Annotated in this window: 13 protein-coding genes; 5 read left to right on the top strand and 8 right to left on the bottom strand. The window is 62.1% G+C overall.

All coding sequences use genetic code 11. The annotated features are described in order from the left end of the window. Nucleotides 1-17: 17 nt before the first annotated feature. Nucleotides 18-1,694, top strand: a complete 1,677-nt coding sequence (hutU, locus tag GAL01_RS12345; RefSeq protein WP_103143254.1) for a urocanate hydratase — start codon at nucleotides 18-20, stop codon at nucleotides 1,692-1,694. A 66-nt stretch (nucleotides 1,695-1,760) separates the two neighbouring features. Further along, nucleotides 1,761-2,963, top strand: coding sequence for an MFS transporter (locus GAL01_RS12340; protein WP_062032450.1), 1,203 nt, complete (start codon nucleotides 1,761-1,763; stop codon nucleotides 2,961-2,963). Here GAL01_RS12340 and GAL01_RS12335 read toward each other — a convergent pair. Beyond that, on the bottom strand, nucleotides 2,902-4,410 hold the full coding sequence (locus GAL01_RS12335; protein ID WP_062032453.1) for an HAL/PAL/TAL family ammonia-lyase: 1,509 nt from the start codon (nucleotides 4,408-4,410) through the stop codon (nucleotides 2,902-2,904). The genes GAL01_RS12340 and GAL01_RS12335 overlap by 62 nt on opposite strands. A gap of 93 nt (nucleotides 4,411-4,503) precedes the next feature. Then, nucleotides 4,504-5,229 carry a histidine utilization repressor gene (gene hutC / locus GAL01_RS12330; RefSeq protein WP_062032547.1) on the bottom strand — a complete coding sequence of 242 codons (726 nt, stop codon included), beginning with the start codon at nucleotides 5,227-5,229 and terminating at the stop codon, nucleotides 4,504-4,506. Between the two features lie 124 nt (nucleotides 5,230-5,353). Between hutC and GAL01_RS12325 the strand changes: the two genes are divergently transcribed. Beyond that, a complete protein-coding gene (locus tag GAL01_RS12325) occupies nucleotides 5,354-5,938 on the top strand; it encodes a HutD/Ves family protein (RefSeq protein WP_062032457.1) in 585 nt (194 codons plus the stop codon). A 3-nt stretch (nucleotides 5,939-5,941) separates the two neighbouring features. Here GAL01_RS12325 and hutG read toward each other — a convergent pair whose 3' ends face one another. Both hutG and GAL01_RS12315 read right to left on the bottom strand, forming a co-directional pair. Further along, nucleotides 5,942-6,745, bottom strand: coding sequence for an N-formylglutamate deformylase (hutG, locus tag GAL01_RS12320; RefSeq protein WP_174694487.1), 804 nt, complete (start codon nucleotides 6,743-6,745; stop codon nucleotides 5,942-5,944). 19 nt (nucleotides 6,746-6,764) lie between these two features. Beyond that, a complete protein-coding gene (locus tag GAL01_RS12315; protein WP_062032465.1) occupies nucleotides 6,765-8,135 on the bottom strand; it encodes a formimidoylglutamate deiminase in 1,371 nt (456 codons plus the stop codon). A gap of 133 nt (nucleotides 8,136-8,268) precedes the next feature. Here GAL01_RS12315 and hutI point away from each other — a divergent pair, with 133 nt between their 5' ends. After that, nucleotides 8,269-9,507 carry an imidazolonepropionase gene (gene hutI / locus GAL01_RS12310; protein WP_062032469.1) on the top strand — a complete coding sequence of 413 codons (1,239 nt, stop codon included), beginning with the start codon at nucleotides 8,269-8,271 and terminating at the stop codon, nucleotides 9,505-9,507. Here the strand turns inward: hutI and GAL01_RS12305 are convergent. From GAL01_RS12305 to GAL01_RS12290, 4 genes are read right to left on the bottom strand one after another with little or no spacing between them, the layout of a single operon-like run. Further along, nucleotides 9,495-10,892 (bottom strand): PepSY-associated TM helix domain-containing protein, encoded by a 1,398-nt coding sequence (locus GAL01_RS12305; RefSeq protein ID WP_062032473.1) that lies wholly within the window; start codon nucleotides 10,890-10,892, stop codon nucleotides 9,495-9,497. The two genes, hutI and GAL01_RS12305, sit on opposite strands and share 13 nt — an antisense overlap. Beyond that, nucleotides 10,892-11,191 (bottom strand): hypothetical protein, encoded by a 300-nt coding sequence (locus tag GAL01_RS12300; RefSeq protein ID WP_062032476.1) that lies wholly within the window; start codon nucleotides 11,189-11,191, stop codon nucleotides 10,892-10,894. Before GAL01_RS12300 ends, GAL01_RS12305 begins: the two co-directional genes overlap by 1 nt. Beyond that, nucleotides 11,188-11,466 carry a hypothetical protein gene (locus GAL01_RS12295; protein WP_062032481.1) on the bottom strand — a complete coding sequence of 93 codons (279 nt, stop codon included), beginning with the start codon at nucleotides 11,464-11,466 and terminating at the stop codon, nucleotides 11,188-11,190. Before GAL01_RS12295 ends, GAL01_RS12300 begins: the two co-directional genes overlap by 4 nt. After that, nucleotides 11,463-13,742 carry a TonB-dependent siderophore receptor gene (locus GAL01_RS12290; protein ID WP_062032484.1) on the bottom strand — a complete coding sequence of 760 codons (2,280 nt, stop codon included), beginning with the start codon at nucleotides 13,740-13,742 and terminating at the stop codon, nucleotides 11,463-11,465. The genes GAL01_RS12295 and GAL01_RS12290 overlap by 4 nt, the downstream gene beginning before the upstream one ends. 196 nt (nucleotides 13,743-13,938) lie before the next feature. On the opposite strand from GAL01_RS12290, the gene GAL01_RS12285 reads away from it, so the two are divergent. Further along, nucleotides 13,939-14,955, top strand: coding sequence for a threonine ammonia-lyase (locus GAL01_RS12285; protein ID WP_408735591.1), 1,017 nt, complete (start codon nucleotides 13,939-13,941; stop codon nucleotides 14,953-14,955).

Raw genomic sequence — 14,955 nt, 5'->3', positions numbered from 1 at the left:
TGGTCAATTCTCCTTCCGTGTCGTCCCGTCTGTCGAATGATCGTGTGATCCGTGCCGACCATGGCTCCGAGATCAGTGCGAAGTCGTGGCAGACCGAAGCGGCCATGCGGATGCTGATGAACAATCTCGATCCGGAAGTCGCGGAGAAGCCGTCGGAGCTTGTGGTTTATGGCGGGATTGGAAGGGCTGCGCGGAACTGGGACTGCTATGACCGGATCGTGGAAGCCCTGCGAGAGCTGGAGGATGAAGAGACGCTGATCGTTCAGTCCGGCAAGCCGGTTGGTGTGTTCCGGACGCATGCCAATGCGCCGCGTGTTCTGATTGCGAATTCCAATCTCGTGCCGCACTGGGCGACCTGGGAGAAGTTCAACGAGCTCGATCGGGCGGGGCTGATGATGTACGGCCAGATGACGGCCGGGTCCTGGATCTATATCGGAAGTCAGGGGATTGTTCAGGGGACGTATGAGACGTTCGTTGAGATGGGGCGCCAGTATTACGGTGGCGACCTCAAGGGCCGCTGGATTCTGACGGGTGGTCTGGGGGGTATGAGCGGTGCGCAGCCGCTGGCCGCCGTGATGGCCGGAGCGTCCATGCTGGCGGTGGAATGTGAGCCGTCGCGCATTCAGAAGCGTCTGGAGACGGGCTATCTGGACCGGCAGGTGCAGGATCTGGATGAGGCGTTGCAGATCATTCATGAGGCCTGCGCGAAGGGCGAGGCGGTTTCCGTGGGGCTTCTGGGCAATGCGGCTGAAGTCTTCCCGGAGCTGGTGCGCCGTGGCATCCGTCCGGATGGTGTGACGGACCAGACATCCGCGCATGATCCGCTGAATGGATATCTCCCGGCTGGATGGTCGCTGGAGAAGGCCGAGAAGCTGCGGATTACGGACCCGGCGGCGGTTGAGAAAGCGGCGCGGGAGTCCATGCGGCTTCAGGTCGAGGCAATGGTAGAGTTCCATCGGATGGGGGTGCCGACCTTCGATTACGGCAACAACATCCGCCAGATGGCGCTGGAAGAAGGGCTGGAAGATGCCTTTGCGTTTCCGGGATTTGTACCGGCCTATATCCGCCCGCTGTTCTGCCGGGGGATCGGTCCGTTCCGCTGGGCGGCGCTGTCAGGCGATCCGGAGGACATCTACAAGACCGATGCGAAGGTCAAGGAACTGCTGCCGGACGACAAGCATCTGCACAACTGGCTGGATATGGCACGGGAGAAAATCCAGTTCCAGGGTCTGCCGTCCCGGATCTGCTGGGTGGGGCTCGGGGACCGTCACCGGCTGGGTCTGGCGTTTAACGAGATGGTGGCCAAGGGTGAGCTGAAGGCGCCGATTGTGATCGGACGGGATCATCTGGACAGTGGGTCGGTGGCCAGTCCCAATCGTGAAACGGAGGCCATGCGGGATGGATCGGACGCTGTTTCCGACTGGCCGTTGCTGAATGCTCTGCTCAATACCGCTTCGGGTGCGACCTGGGTATCACTGCATCATGGCGGTGGTGTCGGGATGGGATTCTCCCAGCATTCGGGCATGGTCATTGTCGCAGATGGCACAGAGGATGCCGCAGCCCGTTTGGGGCGTGTGCTGTGGAATGATCCGGCCACGGGCGTGATGCGGCATGCTGATGCCGGCTACGACATTGCTGTTTCCTGTGCGCATGAAAAGGGCTTGAACCTGCCCATGATTACGAACAAGGAATGAGGTCTCAGAGGCGCATTCTTCGGGAATGCGCCTTTTTTTGATTATGACAGGATAACTGCGATCATCATGACAGGGATACAGGCGACCCGTTATCTTCCGGGGCGGCAGCTTCTGCTGCTGTCTCTGGGGCTCAGCATCTGCTCCGGGTGTGCGTATCTCGGTTCGTCCGTGATGCCCTTTCAGATTGATGCACTGATGTCAGGGCTGCATCAGTCCGCCAGTCGGGCGGGGATGTTCGGCTTTTTCGAAATCATTTCCTTTGCGGTTTTCATGGTGGTGCTGTCCCGTCTGACGGGGCGCGTTTCGGTGGTCATGACGGCGTTTCTGGGTGCGGGGCTGGCGGTTCTGTCGTCTCTGCTGACGGCGACAGGCCTGTCTTCTTCGGCATGGACGTGGGGCTGTGCGCTTCTGTTTGGTCTGGGCGAGGCGCTGCTGGGGCGGTCCTATGTCTGTGCGGCGTCGGCGAGTGAAAACCCTGACCGGATGTATGCCATTTCCAATGGCGGGGGGCTGATCGTTCTGGTGGCGGTGATCGACGCCATCCCTTACGCCACGCGCAGTTTTGGCGAACTGGGGGTTTTTGTCGGGATCGCGGTTATTGTTGCGGTGATTGCGCCGTTCATGGCAACACTGCGCCATGCGCCCCCATTGCCGGTCCGGCAGAGTACGGAAAAGATGCGTCTGACGCGTGGCGGGGTGGCGCTGCTGTTTATCTGGGTGGGGTCGTCTCTGGGATCGAGCATGGCGTGGTCCTTTGCCGAGCGGGTCGGGCGGGCCATTCATCTGTCAGTTGATTATATCGTTTTTCTCTCGACGGTGGGTATCGTGTCCAGCGTTCTGGTCAGTTTCATTGTCGGCGCGCTGGCGCAGCGGCTGCGGCGGGAGATCATTCTGCCGCTGACGCTGGTGGGAACGGGCGTGGGCGGGTTGCTGGCGTGTTGCGCGTGGGATTCCTGGAGCTATACGGCGGGCGTCATCATCTACTGGAACTGTTCCATGCTGTCTTATGCGTGGCTGCTGGGAAGTGCAGCTGCGCTGGATCATACGGGTCGGGTCGGGACGTTCTGCGGCGGCATGGACCGTATGGGATATGCCCTGGGGGCACCGCTTGGGGGGCTGATTGTTGATCATGCCTCTTTCACGATGCTTGGCATTGCCGGGTGTGTGGCCTGTGTGGTCAGCCTTCCGTTCGGGCTGCCTGTTCTCCTCAGGGAGATCCGGGCGTCCGGCACGGAGGGTCGGCCTGCATCAGGGCTTCAAGTCGGGTGATATCGTCCGCTAGCGGGTGGTCTTCCTCGTAAAGGGGCAGGACGGCCCGCACGCTGTTGTAAAGCTCCAGCGTTCGGGGGGCGATTTTTCCGGTGAGGCCGGCGAGGTCCACGGCCTGACAGAGGGCCAGAAGTTCGATCGCGAGAATGGATCGCGTATTGGCGACAACGTCCCGTGCCTTGAGAGCCGCTGGTGTGGCGTGGACAAGAATGTCTTCCTGAAGACCTGAGGTAATGCCGCCATCCAGACTGGCGGGGAGGGCGTTGCGGCGGTTGGTGCTGACAAGCGAGGCCGCCGTGTATTGCGCGATCATGAAGCCGCTTCCCGTGCCGGAATCGCTCGACAGGAACGCCGGGAACGGGCTGAGCAGGGGGTTGACCATGCGGTCCAGACGGCGTTCGGAGACGGCGCCCAGAGAGGCCAGCGCGATGGCGGCTTCGTCCATGACGCGGGCGATGCTGGCGCCGACGGCATGGGCTTCGGAGAATGCGCCGATGCCTGTTTCGTCCTCAATGATGGCGGGGTTGTCGGACAGGCTTTGCAGTTCGTGTGTGACGGTGTGGCGGATGCCGGTCAGGGCGTCATGGACCGATCCATGAATATGGGGGATGGCGCGCAGACTCAGGGCGTCCTGTGTGCGCTGGCCACGGGCGTCCGCAAGGCGGGCGGAATCTGCCAGATTCTGGTTGAGGGTTTGTGAGACGGCGCGATGGCCGGGCGGGATGCGGAGGTTTGCAGAGCGTGGATCGAAGGCGCGCTGTTGTCCGCCAAGGACATCAAAAGTTGCGGCGGCGATCCGATCTGCCCAGTGGAGGCAGGCGGCGGCTTCTTCCGTGACGAGGCTGGCAATTCCGGTGGCGCAGGAGAGGCCGTTGACCAGACACAGCCCTTCCTTGGCTTCAAGAACGAGTGGGGTGAAACCGAGCCGTTCCAGCACCTCGGCGGCGGGCTGTTCCGTGGCATTGGTCCGGAGCGTTCCGTGACCGATCAGGGTCAGGGAAATATGGGCCATGTGTGTGAGATATCCGACCGATCCGTCTCTTGGCACGATCGGCAGGCAATCGTGGTTGAGGAAAGCGACGAGGCGATCGACGATCTCCGCGCGCAGGCCGGAATAGCCCAGACAATACTGGTTGACGGCGCAGGCCATGATGGCGCGCGTTGCTTCGGCACTGAGGGGCGGGCCGAGCCCCGTGGCATGGCTGAAGAGAATCTTGCGGGAGAGAGTGGACTGTTTTTCGGGCGTGATGCGTGTGTCCGACAGGCCGCCCACGCCCGTATTGAGGCCGTAGGCGGCGGACTTGCTCTCGACCAGCACACGCAGGCGCCGGTTGGCGTCCTCAAGCCGCTGCCGCGCGGCCTGCGACAGCCGGACCGTTTTTCTGTTCCGGGCAATGTCGCAGATGTCCTGCGGAGAGAAAGGCTGATCGAGCAGAAGTTCGGTCACGGCGGGTCTCTTGGTTGTCTATACAAGAGAGAACTCTAGAGGCGGCGTGTCGGGGGCGTCAATCCGCCGGGCGTTGTTTTCAGGGTGTTGTCTTTAGGGGCGGTAGCGCCCGCCGAAGCTGTAGCGGTTGCCGGAATAGGTGAAGATGCCCTTCATGACGACGCGGCCGTCGACCCATGTGCGGCGCATCAGTTGCAGGCAGGCTTCCGGTTCGTCGAGTTGCAGAAGGGTGCAGATCTCCTGCGGCGGCGTGACGGCGAAGACCACATGTTCGATTTCTTCCGGTCCGGCGATTCCGTAGAGATGGCGGTGCGGATTGATGTGGGTGAAATCCTGTTCCAGATAATCCGGGGCGAAATGCGGAGAGACGTAGCGCTCTTCAAGCTGAAGGGGCACATCGTCTTCGTAATGGACGATCAGGGAGCGGAACAGACGTGTGCCGGGGCGCTGTTCGAACGCCGTGGCCAGATCGCTGTCGGCGCGCACCGTCTCCACGGCGATGACTTCGGCGCGGTGCTGGTGGCCGCTGGCGACGATGTCGTCGATGATATCGCGGATTTCCAGAAGTTCGACGCGTTTGGCGGGCTGGGCCACGAAGGTGCCGACCCCCTGTGCCCGTCGGACGATCCCTTCGGCTGTCAGTTCCCGCAGCGCCCGGTGGATCGTCATGCGGGAAATACCGAGCTGTTCGACGAATTCATGTTCGGAGGGGAGGCGGTGGCCGACTTTCCATTCCCCGCAGTCGATCCGTTCGATGATGAATGCTTTCACCTGCTCGTAACGTGCGATGGTCTTCGTCTTGTCCAGGATCTGCGACACGGCGCCCGCTGCCTTTTCTTCTCTTGAGGACTGGTCTGCCCTCTGTGGGCGGGAGAGCATTTCTGATCCTGCCGGGTTGTTGTACTTACATATGAGACACACCCCTAAGCAGGCGTATGACCATATGAAGCCGGATCCGGAAAATGACAATCTTTTCCCGTTGTCCCGTGGGCCGCAGCCGGTTGAAAACCTTGTCGCGCAGGCGTGGAAAAACGGTGGTGGCCTGACGCGGGTCATTGTTTCTGGCGAAGAGTGGCGTCTGAGCGTTGCGGAGATTACGCAGGATGGCGCTTTCTCGCGGTTTCCGGGAATTTCGAGGCAGATTGCGCTGCTGACGGGGCAGGGCGTGCGGCTTCGTCTTTCGGACGGGACGGAGCGGGAAGTCGTCCGGGCCGGGGAAATTCTGACGTTTTCCGGTGATCTGGATGTGGAAGCCGTTCTTGTGGACGGGCCGGTTCAGGTGGTGAACCTGATGCATCCTGCGGACCGCCCGTGGCGGATGGAGGCGGTTCGGGGCGGGGATGCTTCGGGTTTTGAAGTGTCTGCGGCGCGCGCGGTGGTTGTCGCGCGGGGATGCTGGGTGTTTGAGGGAGCGTCGGGGCAGCCCCGGACCTGCGTGGCCGGGGCGTATCTGGTGCTGCCGGAAGGGAGTGGCAGGCGGCTGGAATCGGCCGGGGACGGCCTTTTGTATTGCGTTGCCCCCGGCTGATGTTCAGGAGCTTTCGGGGCGCCAGTCTGCGGCTGTTGCCAACAGGGGTTCGATGGCGGCCGAGAGACTGGCGGCGGCCTGAAGGTCGATGGGCCAGGGGTCCTGCTCTGAGGCAAGATAGGTGGACTGGGCGATTTCGAGCTGGATGGCGTGGATGTTGTCCGCTGGCTGGCCGTAATGGCGCGTTGTGTAGCCGCCTTTGAATCGGCCGTCGCGGACATGGGTGTAGGCGGTGAGCGTTTCTGCGCGGGCAAGGAGCGCTTCGGCCAGTGAGGGTGCGCAGGAGGTCCCGCTGTTGGTGCCGAAGTTCAGGTCCGGCAGGCGCCCTTCGAACAGTCTGGGAATTTCCGAGCAGATGGAATGGGCATCCCACAGGATCGCCCATCCGAACTGTTCCCGGAGGCGCGTCAGTTCGGCCTGTACGGCGTCGTGATAGGGCTGCCAGTACTGCTCTGTCCGTGCGGCGATTTCGTCGGCATCCGGCGCCTGACCGTCCTGATAGATGGGCTGTCCGTCAAAGCCCAGCAGCGGCACCAGACCCGTGCTGGGCCGTCCGGCATAAAGGGCGGCGTCATCCCGGCCTCGGTTCAGGTCCACGACATAACGGGAGAAATTTGCGCGCAGGATGCCGATCCCTTTTGACAGCGCGAAGGCATAGAGATGTTCCATGTACCAGTCGGTATCGGGCAGTTTTCTGCCGCGCGGGGTCATGCGCTCGTCCATGCCCGGCGCCAGACGGTCGCCCGCATGGGGGATTGTGATCAGGATCGGGAGGGTGCCGGGAGTAAAGGAAAAAACGGTCGTCATGGTTGTGATCCGGGAAATCTCAGGCAGCCATCAGGGTGCGCAGGGTTGCATGAAAAGCCCTGGTCAGGCGGGCTTCGTCGGGGTGGTGGCCATCGGTGATGCGCCATTGTCCGGCGCACATGACGTGCCGGACGGGGGGGCTTGAGGTCGCGAAAATGGCAGAGTCGAGAATGTCGTCGTTCTGAAGGTCCGGCAGGGACAGGGCCTGTTCGTCGAGGACGCACAGATCGGCGCGGGCGCCGGGTTGCAGGCCGCTGAGGGGCAGGCCGCTGGCCTGCGTCCCCCCGGCGAGGCTCTGGCGGTACAGCCATGCGCCGATCGACCCCTTGTGGTCCGGGGGGAGGGCCACGCAGCGTCTCTGGCTTTGCAGGCGCAGGCCATATTCCAGAAGGCGGAGCTCTTCCCACGGGCTGAGCAGGACGTTGCTGTCGCTGCCAATGCCGAAGCGACCTGATTGCGCGACATAGGCTTCGAACGGGAAAATGCCGTCTCCCAGATTGGCTTCCGTGATCGGGCAGAGACCGGCCACGGCCTCGGAGCGGGCGATGGCGGTGACTTCTTCGGCCGAGAGATGGGTGGCGTGGACGAGGCACCAGCGGGCATCGACGGGCAGGTGGCTCATCAGATGCTCTACGGGGCGTTGTCCCGTGACGGAGAGGCAGGTTTCCACCTCGCGCTGCTGTTCGGCGATGTGAATATGGATCGGGGCGGCGGGGCCTGCTGCGCGGAGCAGGTCGCCGAGGGTGTGGATGTCCACGGCGCGGAGGGAGTGCAGGCCTATCCCGGCCGTCACCAGTGGCGAACCGTGCCAGTCGGACTGGAGGTCGGACAGGATGCGGGCGATCATGTCCGGGGTGCTGGCGAAGCGTTTCTGGGCGTCGTTCAGCGGGCTGCCGTCAAACCCGCCACGGGCGTAGAGGGTGGGGAGGAGCGTGATGCCGATACCTGCATCGGTGGCGGCTGCGGCGAGGCGTGAGGACATTTCGGCCGGGGACGCATAGGGGCGTCCGTCGACGGCGTTGTGCAGGTAATGGAATTCGGCGACCTGCGCGTAGCCGGCCTTGAGCATCTGCATATACAGGAAGGCGGCCACGTCCTGCATCTGCTCCGGGGAGATGCGATGCGCGAGCTGGTACATGCGCGTGCGCCACGTCCAGAAGGTGTCGTCCGGGTTCTGTCGGCGCTCTGCCAGTCCTGCCATGGCGCGCTGGAAGGCGTGGGAATGCAGGCTGATCTGCGGGGGCACGACCATGTCCAGAAGCTGCATATCCGGGCCAGGTGTGCTGTCGGGGGTGACGGAGGTGAACGTCCCGTCAGCGGCGATGGTGATCTGGACGTTGCGGCGCCACCCCTGTGGCAGGAGGGCCTGTTTTGCAAACACTTCGGTCATAACAAAATTCCAGGTTGCACGAGGGGAAGGCGCTTTGGGCAAGCGGGTTCCGTTTTCCGGGCAGGATCATAATGGGATTGACTGATATGTATATACATATATCACCGTAACCGGAACAATTCGGAGAAGAACCATGTGGGACGTCCTTTGGCTCAATGTCCATCTTGCGACGGGTGGTGAGGCTCTCGTCACGGCCGGGGATGGGTATGGATGTATCCGCAATGGTGCAGTGGGCGTGCACGACGGGGCGATCTGCTGGATTGGCGCGCAGGCGGATCTGCCGGATGTGCCGGAAAATCTGGCCATCCGGATCGAGGACGGGCGCGGCGGCTGGCTGACGCCGGGGCTGGTCGACGCGCATACGCATGTCGTGTTTGCGGGCGATCGCAGTCGTGAGTTCGCGGAAAGGCTGAACGGGGCGTCCTATGAGGAGATTGCGCGCAAGGGCGGCGGTATTCTCTCGACGGTTGCGGCGACGCGCGCGGCATCGGAGCAGGAGCTTCTGGAGGCGTCCCTCAAGCGGGTGCGTACGATGATCCGCGAAGGCACCACGACGCTGGAAGTGAAGTCAGGCTACGGACTGACCCTTGCGGACGAACTCAAACAGTTGCGGGTGGCGCGGGCGATCGGCGAGCAGCTGCCGGTCCGTGTGCACAAGACGTTTCTGGGCGCGCATGCGGTGCCGCCCGAATATCAGGGGCGTGCGGACGCGTATGTGACGTTTCTGGTCGAGGAAGTTCTGCCGGTTCTTCATGAAGAAAAGCTGGTTGATAGCGTGGATGCGTTCTGTGAGACGATCGCCTTTTCACCCGCCCAGACGGAAATCCTGTTCGAGGCGGCCCAGACGCTCGGACTGCCCGTCCGCATTCATGCCGAGCAGCTTTCTCTGGGCGGAGGGACGGTTCTGGCCGCGCGGTATCATGGGTTGTCTGCGGATCATCTGGAATATGCGGATGAGCAGGCTGTCATGAGCATGGCGCGTCATGGGACGGTTGCGATGCTGCTTCCTGGCGCATTCTATTTCATCCGCGAAAAGCAGCTTCCGCCTGTCGCATTGCTGCGTGAGCATGGCGTGGGTATCGGACTTGCGACAGACTGCAATCCGGGGACGTCCCCTGTTCTGGGGCTGACGGCCGTCATGAACATGGGCTGCACGCTGTTTCGTCTGACGCCCGAAGAGAGCTTCCGGGCGGTGACGTCCGTGGGGGCGCGGGCTCTGGGGCTGGGGCAGCAGGTGGGTATGCTGCGGCAGGGGATGCGGGCGGATATGGCGCTGTGGGATGTGACTGGCCCGCATGAACTGTCTTACTGGGTGGGCGGTCTGCGCCCCACGCGTCGTATTTTTGAGGGGCGCTGCGTTCAGGACATTTGAGACGTTGACTGGGGCGTTGAGCGGAGCCTCTGGGGTTTGAACAGGAAGACCGCGATGCATCCGAGGAAAACGCCGTAATATGCGGAGGTCACGACGGTTTCGGTCATGAGGTCAGGCTTTAGCAGTCCTGCCAGAAGGATCACGCCGGTTCCGCTGATGCAGCCTGCGGTCCAGCCGGGGGTCAGGCGGGCCAGAATGCTGGTGGGGAGGCTGTCATGGGGAAGGCCTGCCGCTTTTTCGCGGCGGCGGCGGGCGTCGATCCAGAGCCGGTTGCCGGTATAGAACATGCCAGCCCCTGCAAGACCCAGAACGACATAGCCCCAGCGGATTGCGTTGCCGCCGAAACTGCCGAAATGCAGGGCGAAGAAAACCGTCAGGATGGCAAAGCCGGTTTTCTGATGGCCGGGGAGATAATCTGCGGACAGGATTTTGCCGCTGCGGGGATCGACCGTGGCGAAGCCTGCCGTGGGGCCGCGCATGCTGTAGCGGCTGTCCTGCCCGCTGACACGCAGCATCATGCCGCCATGGCCCTGGCTATAGGCCAGTGTGGTGGGGACGAAGCCAGGGGCCTGTGTTCCGAGGGACGTCACGAGTTCGGTCGGGGTGAGGAGCCGTGCGTCGGGGTGTTGGTCCGCAGTGATGGGATGAGGCCTTGTATGCGTCGGAAGATGCTGGGAGGCATGGGATGTGGCGAAAACCCGGCTTTGCACTGCGAAAATGGGGTCATGGAATGCGAAGACCACAGAGGTCAGGGCCATGACGATGTGAAAGGGCAGCGAAAAGAAACCCAGCAGATTGTGCAGGTCCAGCCAGAGTTTGCGCGGTCCCTCGCGGAAGCGGAACGCGAACAGGTTGCGGGCCAGCGTGGGCAGGAACAGCAGCACGCCCGAGATCAGGGCCATGCCGTAGAGGAGCGCGATGATGCCCATGAACGGTCGGCTGATTGCATGGGGCAGGGGGATGCCCAGTTCCTGATGCAGCATGTCGATGAAATGCGCGACCGGGGTGATGGCCTGCTGACGGACGACCAGCGCGCCGTCGGGGGCAAGCGTTGCGACGAACATCGGCCCTGCGTCGTGGCCGTGGGGCGGGTGTACAGGCCATGCCAGGCGGCCAGGAAGGGTGCGGTCCGGGGCGAGCAGGATTGTGTAGGTCTGCCGGGCCTGCGGATAGGCGCTGAAGACCTTTTCGAGCAGATCTGGTGTCTTGGACAAAGGTACCGGGGGCGGCATGTCGAGTTGGGGTGAGGTCAGGTTCTGGAGGGGCTGTTCGAACATGCTGATCGCACCGGCGAAGAACGCCACGAACAGAAGCAGTCCGGCACAGATCCCGACCCAGCTATGGACCTCGCGGTAGACGCGCAGGATGTCGGAGCGGATTTTCATCAGGATAATGCTCTCAGGAGCAGGAAGAGACCCCAGAAGGCGACGCAGCCCCCGCCCAGCACCGCCCAGGCCCGGCGGCCCGTGGAGAACAGGAAGCAGGTTCCCAGCATCAGCACCCAGAGAACGGCCGTCAGCCACATCAGGGCCTGGGCAGAGAGGCTTCTGGGGTCGCCATTGGCGCCGATGAGTCGTCCGAGGACGGCCATGATGGCGAACGTCATCCCGCCGCCCGCGAGGATGGCGGCGGAGACTTTCGCGACCCAGTGCCGGTTGTCGAGGGTTTGGGGCAGCTTCGTCATGGACGGGATCTGGCCGCGAGAAGAGATGCGCTCAATGGCAGCAGGCACCAGACGATCATGAGCAGGGTCATGCTCATCAGGCAGGCGGTGCAGAAGCTCGTTGTGGTTGTCAGGATGGCCGTTCCGGCAGGCAGAAACCCGACCCCGAGCAGAACCGGAATGTTGCCTTGCAGGGGGTGGTTCAGGAGTTTCTGGTTGGCGGAACATGCATAGAGCAGTGCTCCGCCCCCTGCGATGAACAGGGTTGCGAGAGCGTAGGACAGGGGCGGACTCACCAGCGGTATTCCAGCCGGGCGGTGAGATTTCTGCCCTGTCCGTAATAGCAGGCGGCCACCGCCGTACAGGTTGCGACGAAGCGCTTGTTGGCGACGTTGCGCATGTTGAGCGAGAGCATCAGGCCCTTATAGGCGGGGTGGGCATCGCCGACATCGTAGCGGAGGAAAGTGTCGAACAGTGTGTAGTCCGGGATGGCCAGTTTATTGGCCGTGTCGCCGTAGCTTGTGCCGGTGTAGCGCACGCCGCCGCCGACCCCCAGACCGCGGAGAGCGCCGTAGCGGATGCGCTGGTCGATGAAGAGCGAGGCCATCCATTTCGGGGCCTGCGGCAGGTAGTTGCCGATCTGCCCTGCCGTGTTGGACTGCCGGATGCGGGCGTCGCTGCGCGTTCCGGTGAAGATCACGGCCATGTCCCATGGAAGGGTGGCGCGCCCTTCGAGTTCGAGGCCGCGGACGCGACCTTTGCCTGTCTGGATCAGGCAGGTCGCGGTGCCGCAGGTTTCGCCGTCGGGGTCGGGGGTCGTCATGTTCTTCTGGGTGATCTGATAACCGCCGAACGTGACATAGATGCTCTTGCCGTACTGGTAGCGGATGCCGGCTTCGTACTGGTCTCCGGTGGTCGGCTTGAAGGGCAGGCCGTTCTTGGCCGTGGACGGATCGGAGACGGTCGGCTGGAAGGACTGGGCATAGCTGAAATAGGGTGCCAGTCCGTTATCGAACAGATAGACGCCGCCCGCGCGCCAGGTGAAGGCCTGCGAGGGGGTGATGTAGCGTTTGCGGGTCAGGATATTGTAGGTGTTGTCATTGGCCCAGTCCTGACGGCCGCCGATCGTAACGCGCAGGCGCTCGAACTTGAGCTGGTCCTGAAAATAGATTCCGTTCTGGCGGCTGACCGTGGACGTATAGACCTGCGGGGACAGGTTGCTTTCGTAACCCGCGCTGCCGCGGCTGACAGGATCGAAAATGTTCAGAAGCGGCTTGACCAGTGTCGCGCTGACGAGATCGCGGTCATGGTTCCAGTCCGTATAGAAATAGTCCGTTCCGGCAAGGATGAGGTGACGTACGGGGCCGGTGCGGACATGGCCTTCGACCTGTGTGTCCATGGCGACGCCCTGTGACCGCCCCCGGCCTTCGACGGCGCGGCGGTTGACCGTCTCTCCCGCCACGCATCCCGCAACGGTACTGGTACATTTCGCAAGCGTATCGCCTGAGAGGACCGTGGAGCGGTAGAGCGTGTCGAGATAGGTGTAGCGGACGTTGTTCCGAACCGTCAGGAAACGGTTGAAGCGATGTTCCAGGAACGATCCGAAAAGAGCCTGATTGCGGTCGAATGTGTTCCAGTCGGGTTCGCCGATATTGGCATCATTGGCGATGTAGCGGCCTTTGGATGCGTAAAGCGTGCCTGTTGCGGGCAGGAACTGGAATGTCGAGCCGCCGACATCGCGCTGGTATTGCGCAAGCAGTGTCCATGTCGAATGGGGGGCGAATTTCCATGTCAGACTGGGCGAGACATAATAGCGGCCTGCCGTGACATCATTGACCTGTGTGCCGCCATATTTCGCCAGAGCGACCATCCGGCCCGTGAGGCTGCCGCTATGGGTCAGTTTTCCCGATATATCGCCGGAAGCCTGCCCCTGCCAGTTTTCCAGATCGGTATATCCGCTGCTCTGGAGGAAGAACTCGCCTTCGCTTTTTTCCGTCGGACGTTTCGTGACCAGATTGACCACGCCGCCGGGCGCCGTCTGGCCGTACAATGCTCCGGAGGGGCCTTTCAGGACGTCGATCTGCTGGAGGGCGAACGGATCGAACGATGTGCGCGTCCACTGGCCGCCGGCGGGCAGGCGCAGGCCGTCCACGAAATTGTTGTTCGATGAAAAACCGCCCGCCCCAAATCCACGCACGGACACTTCGTCAACCCGGTTGTCGATGCCCTGTGGTTCGGCCTGGACGCCTGCGGTGTAGGCGAGGGCGTCGGCGATGGTGGGGGAGGAGCGCAGTTCGATTTCGTCGCGGCTGACGATCGAGATCGTCTGGGGAGATTCGATGATGGGTGTGCGGGTTTTGGTCGAGGCTCCGGCCTGCGACAGGCCTGTTGCGGTGACGGTGATGATTTCGGCAGGCGAACCCGTCGCTTTCGGTTGCGCAGGCCCGGCGGTCTGGCCGGACGTGGTTTTCCCCGTGCGCTTGTCCTGCGGATCAGAGGGGGTTGCGGATGCGATCTGTGCGCTCAGGGCGAGGCAGGACGCCGTACCACAGATAAGCCGGGAGAAACTCATGGAGCGCCTTCATTAAAACTAAATTTACCCTTCCTATTTCGATAATGAGAATCATTGTCAACTGGAGATTTTTTAAAAACGGGATTTTTCAGGCGAAACGCGAGGCCGCATCGGGCGCGAAGGTGCGGCAGGCATAAGCGTTCTTTATGGCGGGTTATACAAAGATAATATTTGATTTGAGAAACGTTTGAAAAGAATGATGACCCCATCAGAAGTGGGGAAAGTATCTGTGATGCAGTCTGAAAACAGAACGCTGAATTTTTCCGAAATATTCGCAGCGTCGTGTCGCATACGCGATCATGTGGTCCGGACGCCTCTTCTTGAAAGTCCCGTGTTGAACGAAAGGCTGGGGGGGCGTATTCTGGTTAAACCGGAAATGCTTCAGAAAACGGGTTCGTTCAAGTTTCGTGGGGCCTGTAACCGTATTCTGCAACTCACGCCGGGCGAACGGCGCGGCGGTGTGGTGGCGTGGTCTTCGGGAAATCATGCCCTGGCGATTTCGGCGGTCTGTGCGCTGCTGGATATTCCGGCTCATATCATCATGCCCGAGAGTGCCCCGCAGATGAAAATCGAGGGTGCGCGCCGTTATGGCGCCAAGGTCAGGCTCTATGACCGCGCGACGGAAAACCGCGAGGAAATCGGCGCGCAGATTGCGGAATCCGAGGGCGCCGTCATTGTTCCGCCCTATGATGATTTCAACGTCATGGCGGGTCAGGGCACGGTGGGCCTTGAGATCATGGAGCAGTGCCGGGAGCTGGGTGTCATGCCCGACAATGTGCTTTCCAGTGCGAGTGGCGGTGGACTGGTGGCGGGGATTGCGACGGCTGTCCGCACCTGTCGCCCGGAAACGTCCATCTATTCCGTGGAGCCCGCAGGGTTTGACGATCTGGCCAGATCGCTGGCGTCCGGGCATCGGGTCGAGAACGCGGCTGGCATGAACACGCTGTGTGATTCGCTGATGGTGCCTACGCCGGGCGCACTCACCTTTCCGACCAATCACGCCCTGCTGGCGGACGGTCTGGTTGTGAATGATGCCGAGATCCGGGTCGGCATGGCCAACTGCTTCGAGCATTTCAAACTTGTGGCGGAGCCCGGCGGAGCCGCACCGCTTGCGGCTATTCTTTCGGGAAAGCTCGATGTACGGGGGAAGGTGACGGTGGCGGTGCTGAGTGGCGGGAATGTCGATCCGTCTGTCTATTCTTCAATACTGTAA

This window comes from Gluconobacter albidus, assembly GCF_002723915.1.
Classification (GTDB): domain Bacteria; phylum Pseudomonadota; class Alphaproteobacteria; order Acetobacterales; family Acetobacteraceae; genus Gluconobacter; species Gluconobacter albidus.
This window is presented reverse-complemented; position numbering and strand designations above follow the sequence as displayed.

What these genes read in the sequence shown, in the direction of transcription:
- hutI (WP_062032469.1), top strand. Translation starts at nt 8,269, where the DNA reads ATGTGGGACGTCCTTTGGCTCAATGTCCATCTTGCGACGGGTGGTGAG.
- GAL01_RS12285 (WP_408735591.1), top strand. Translation starts at nt 13,939, where the DNA reads ATGATGACCCCATCAGAAGTGGGGAAAGTATCTGTGATGCAGTCTGAA.
- GAL01_RS12325 (WP_062032457.1), top strand. Translation starts at nt 5,354, where the DNA reads ATGAAGCCGGATCCGGAAAATGACAATCTTTTCCCGTTGTCCCGTGGG.
- GAL01_RS12315 (WP_062032465.1), bottom strand. Translation starts at nt 8,135, where the DNA reads ATGACCGAAGTGTTTGCAAAACAGGCCCTCCTGCCACAGGGGTGGCGC.
- GAL01_RS12300 (WP_062032476.1), bottom strand. Translation starts at nt 11,191, where the DNA reads ATGACGAAGCTGCCCCAAACCCTCGACAACCGGCACTGGGTCGCGAAA.
- GAL01_RS12290 (WP_062032484.1), bottom strand. Translation starts at nt 13,742, where the DNA reads ATGAGTTTCTCCCGGCTTATCTGTGGTACGGCGTCCTGCCTCGCCCTG.
- hutG (WP_174694487.1), bottom strand. Translation starts at nt 6,745, where the DNA reads ATGACGACCGTTTTTTCCTTTACTCCCGGCACCCTCCCGATCCTGATC.
- GAL01_RS12340 (WP_062032450.1), top strand. Translation starts at nt 1,761, where the DNA reads ATGACAGGGATACAGGCGACCCGTTATCTTCCGGGGCGGCAGCTTCTG.
- GAL01_RS12305 (WP_062032473.1), bottom strand. Translation starts at nt 10,892, where the DNA reads ATGAAAATCCGCTCCGACATCCTGCGCGTCTACCGCGAGGTCCATAGC.